A 4,370-nucleotide genomic window follows, 5' to 3' on the forward strand; every position below is an offset into this window, starting at 1 on the left:
CGGCTGCTGCTGGGCGCGGACGCGTTCACGGAGGCGACCGAGACGTCCGACCACGGATACCCGGTCTCCACCCATCTGGCCCGGCTGCTGGACGATCCGATCCTCTGGGCGCCCGCGGTGGCGGGCGGGGTGCTGCTGTCCACCCGCGGCGGCGACTTCGAACTGTGTCTCGGCGAGGATCTGTCGATCGGCTATCAGGAGCACGACGCGACGACCGTCACTCTGTACTTCCACCAGTCGTTCACGTTCCGGATGCTGACGCCGGAGGCCGTGGTCCCGATCATCGCCTGATCCCGACGTCTCCGTTCCGACGCGGCGTCCCGGCGCCTCGTTCCGGTGCCTCGTTCCGACGCGGCAGACCGTGCGGTCGCGTCGTCGCCCGATACGGGCGGCAGTTCCTCGGCCGGCCGGGAGACTGCCGCTCGTATGCTCGGCTCCCATGACGAGCCGTACGCCCATCCCACCGGAGCCTGCGGTCGCGCTGCGCGAGATCCTGGCCTTCGACGACAGCGGGACGCTGCGGCTGCTGCTGGCCCCGGGCGGCCAGGACGTCGGCGTGCGGGCCGTGGCGGTCGGGGACGAGGGGCCCGCGCAGCCGCTCGACGGGTGCCTGGTGCTGGTGGTGGGTGTGCCCGCCGCATCGGCCGGGGCGGCGGGGCCGGTGCGCGAGGCCGCCCGGCGCGGCGCTTGCGGCGTGGTGCTGCGCGACGCGGAGGGAACGGCCGCCGCACCGGAGGTACTGGCCGCCGCGGAGGAGTCGGGCATCGCCCTGCTCACCCGGGCGGAGTGGGCCGACTGGACGGACACCGCGGCTCTGCTGCGCTCCGCACTGGCCGGTGCGCGGGCGGGCCGAGGCGAGGAGGGAGCCGCGGTACCGGACGGCGGCGCGGAGAGTCTGGCCGCCCTCGCCGCGGCCATCGCCGAGTACACCGGGGGCTCGATCACCATCGAAGACACCCGGTTCCGGGTCCTGGCCCACTCCGCGACCGGGCCGGAGGCCGACGGGCTGCGCCGGTCCACCATCCTGGGCGGCCGGGTGCCCGACTGGCGGGTGGCGGAACTGCGCCGCAGCGGGATGCTGCGCGCCCTGTGGACGTCCCGGGACGTGATCCACCGAGCGGCGGACGCCGACGGTCCGGAGCGCCTGGTCGTCGCGGTCCGCAGCGGCCCCGAGGTCCTCGGCTCCATCTGGGCGGCGGCGGACGGGCGCGGTCTGTCCCCGCGGGCGGCGGACGCGCTGCGCCGGGGCGCCGAGGCCGCCGCACCCCATCTGGTGCGGCACCGGCTGCGCGAGAGCGGAGCCGCGCGCCGCAGTGAACTCGCGCTGAGGGGGCTGCTGTACGGGGAGGGGGACGCTCGTACGCATGCCTGGTCACTGGGTCTTTCGCCCGACGCTGCCTGTGCGGTCGTGGTGGCCGAACGCGACTTCGGGGCACCTGCGGGCGACCGCACGCTCGATGTCCTCGCGCTCCAGGCCGTGTCGTACCGCCCGTCGGTGCGGGTGCTGCGCGACGGCGACCGGCTGCTGGTGCTGCTGCCGGTGGACACCGGCCAGGAACGTGACGTGCTGGGGCTGGCCCGGGAGCTGGCCACTCTGGCCCTGTCCCTGCCGACCGGGGTTCCGGTCCGGGCAGGCGCGGGCCCGGTGGCAGCCACAGCGCTGCGGGCCCGGTCCTCCTGCGAGGAGGCCGCGCTGATCGTGCGGGTCCTGCGCGAACGTGCGGACCGGGGCGGCGAGACGGGCGGGGACGGCGAAGCGCGCCGGGGCGGCGAGACGGACCGGCACGGCCGGGCGGACCGGGCGCGGTACGCGGACGCCGCGGGCGTCGGTCCCTCGCTCGACGTCGTACGGGTCCTGGATGCCGTACGGCCGGTGTGGGAGTCGGGCAGCGGGCCGGTGCACGACCTCGTGCGGGCCGATCTCGCGGCCGGCGGCGAACTGGTCCGCTCGCTGGCCGCGTATCTGGAAGTGTCGGGCGACATCGCCCGCGCGGCGGCCCGGCTCGTGGTTCACCCGAACACGCTCCGGTACCGGCTGCGACGCGCCCGGGAGCGGTTCGGCGTGGACCTGGACGACCCCGACACCAGGCTGCTCATCACCCTCGCCGTCCGTCTCACCGGATAGGTTTGCCCCCTGTTCGTACGGTCGTTGGCCGCCCGGCCAACGACCTGTGCCGATGTTGTCCTGCTCGACAGAGATCTGCGGGGCCCCCATCACCGACTCTCGCTCCATGAGCCTTCCCTCCACGCCCGCCCCCTCCGCGCGTGTCGCGGCCGCGGTCCGGCACGCCGTAGCCACCGGTCTGCTCGGCGAGTCGTGCCCGGTCGCCGGCTTCGTCGACACGGACGGGGTACGCGATACGGTCGCCGCCCTCCACGACGCGTTCTCCGGCCTGGCCGGAGCCCCGGGAGAGCCCGGAGCGCCCCGGGTGCTGCACACCTTCGCCGCCAAGGCCGCGTCGCTCGTGCCCGTGCTGCGGCTGCTCGCCGAGTGCGGCATGGGCTGCGAGGTCGCGAGCCCCGGTGAGCTGCGGATCGCGCTCGACGCCGGCTTCGCGCCCTCGAAGATCGTCCTGGACTCCCCCGCCAAGACGCGGGAGGAGATCCGCCGGGCCCTCGGGCTCGGTGTGGCGCTCAACGCCGACAACCTCGACGAGGTGGACCGCATCGCCGCGCTGCGGCCCGCCAATTCGGTGTCCGCCATCGGGCTCCGGGTCAACCCCCAGGTCGGCGGCGGATCCATCGGGGCGATGAGCACGGCCACCGCGACCTCCAAATTCGGCGTGGCGCTGCGCGACCCCGGCGCGCGCGAGCGGATCGTGGAGGCCTTCGCCGCGCACCCCTGGCTGACCCGGCTGCACGCCCATGTCGGTTCGCAGGGCTGCCCGCTGGAGCTGATCGCGGACGGGATCGCGCAGACGTACCGGCTGGCCGAGGAGATCAACGACCGGCTCGGCACCCGGCAGATCACCGGTCTCGACATCGGCGGCGGCCTGCCGGTCAACTTCGCCGACGACTCGGTACGGCCCACCTTCGCCGCGTACGTGGCGGCGCTGCGCGAGGCGGTTCCCGGGCTCTTCGACGGCCGGTATGCGCTGATCACCGAGTTCGGCCGGTCCCTGATGGCCAAGAACGGCTTCATCGGCGCGCTGGTCGAGTACACGAAGGATGCCGGCGGCCGCCGTATCGCGCTCACCCACGCAGGCGCCCAGACCGCCACCCGGACCGTCTTCATGCCGGGCGCCTGGCCGCTGCGGGTCGGCGCGTTCGATGCCGAGGGCCGCCCGAAGGAGGGGCCGTCGCTCGTCCAGGACATCGCGGGACCGTGCTGCTTCGCCGGTGACGTCGTCGCCCATGCCCGGGAGCTGCCGGAGCTGCGGGCGGGCGACTACGTGGTGCTGTACGACACCGGTGCGTACTACTTCTCCACCCCGTGGTCCTACAACAGCCTGCCGCGGCCCGCGGTATACGGATTCGGGACGTCCGGGGAAACCGGGCAGGACGGCCGCGCGGTCCGCTTCGCAGCGGTGCGCGACGCCCAGTCACTGGAGTCGATCTCGGCGGAGAGCGGCCTGGCGCACGCCGACGCCCTGCTGGACCTGCGCCCATGAGCCCCTGAGCCCCTCGACACTGCTGGCATCCCTGCTGGATGTGGCAGTTGGGACTGCGGCCGAGCCGACGCGGGCTCGCGGACCACACCGGGCTCGTACCCCTCTGCATGTCGAAACCGGCACGCGGTCTGGAGGCCGCCGGGCTCGTCGGGCGCGCCGGCGACCCCTCGGACACCAGGGCGGTCCAGCTGTCGCTGACGGACGAGGGACACCCGGTGACGGGCCGGGCGGTCGAGGTGGTGCACCGGCTCGTCAACGGGACGCTCGCACCGCTGGGTGCCCTGGACGGCCCGGACGCGGAGGCGTTCACCCAGATGCTGACGGCGCTGCTCGACGTACCGGTCCCCGCGGTGACCGAACCTTCCATGAAGGAGTAGCCATGTCCGCCGGACCGACCGTCAACGGCCAGGTCATCGGCCAGGCCCACTACGCCACGCGCGCCGTCCTGGAACGGCTGCACCGCCCGGCCGCACGCGGACCTGCCGGCCGAGGACCTGGCCGCGGCGGGCCGGGTGCCGGCCGTGTCACCGCGCGGGCCGGCGCCGTACTGGCCGGGGCTGAGGCGGGAGCGGCGGCCGGTGCGCCGACCGGCGAGGGCTCCGGCTCCGGCGGCGGCACCGGCTCGGGATTCGGCGCGGGCGGCTGCGGGATCGGATCGGGCGAGGGGCCCGGCGGGGTGGGAACGGGCGGTGTCGGCCCCGGACCCGGCGGCACGGGCGTCGGCTCCGGCAGCGGCCGGGTCCGGGGCCGACACCGCCC

The 4,370-nt window shown here is 75.0% G+C and carries 4 protein-coding genes and 1 pseudogene; all 5 read left to right on the forward strand.

All coding sequences use genetic code 11. From position 1 onward, the window contains the following. Positions 1-291: family 1 encapsulin nanocompartment shell protein (locus J1C73_RS15500; RefSeq protein WP_207316889.1), on the forward strand; the 291-nt coding region annotated here is incomplete at its 5' end. 148 nt (positions 292-439) lie between these two features. Then, complete coding sequence (locus J1C73_RS15505) at positions 440-2,125, forward strand: PucR family transcriptional regulator (RefSeq protein WP_207316890.1); 1,686 nt, start codon at positions 440-442, stop codon at positions 2,123-2,125. Positions 2,126-2,231: 106 nt separating this feature from the next. Next, on the forward strand, positions 2,232-3,611 hold the full coding sequence (locus tag J1C73_RS15510) for a type III PLP-dependent enzyme domain-containing protein (protein WP_207316891.1): 1,380 nt from the start codon (positions 2,232-2,234) through the stop codon (positions 3,609-3,611). Between the two features lie 107 nt (positions 3,612-3,718). Further along, the gene (locus J1C73_RS15515) at positions 3,719-3,988 is read left to right on the forward strand and encodes a MarR family winged helix-turn-helix transcriptional regulator (RefSeq protein WP_242644226.1); all 270 of its coding nucleotides are present in this window, start codon (positions 3,719-3,721) and stop codon (positions 3,986-3,988) included. 2 nt (positions 3,989-3,990) lie between these two features. Next, positions 3,991-4,370: pseudogene (locus J1C73_RS15520) on the forward strand (hypothetical protein); the annotation flags it as partial.

Source organism: Streptomyces laculatispora, from assembly GCF_017353455.1.
Lineage (GTDB): Bacteria > Actinomycetota > Actinomycetes > Streptomycetales > Streptomycetaceae > Streptomyces > Streptomyces laculatispora.

What these genes read in the sequence shown, in the direction of transcription:
- J1C73_RS15505 (WP_207316890.1), top strand. Translation starts at nt 440, where the DNA reads ATGACGAGCCGTACGCCCATCCCACCGGAGCCTGCGGTCGCGCTGCGC.
- J1C73_RS15515 (WP_242644226.1), top strand. Translation starts at nt 3,719, where the DNA reads ATGTCGAAACCGGCACGCGGTCTGGAGGCCGCCGGGCTCGTCGGGCGC.
- J1C73_RS15510 (WP_207316891.1), top strand. Translation starts at nt 2,232, where the DNA reads ATGAGCCTTCCCTCCACGCCCGCCCCCTCCGCGCGTGTCGCGGCCGCG.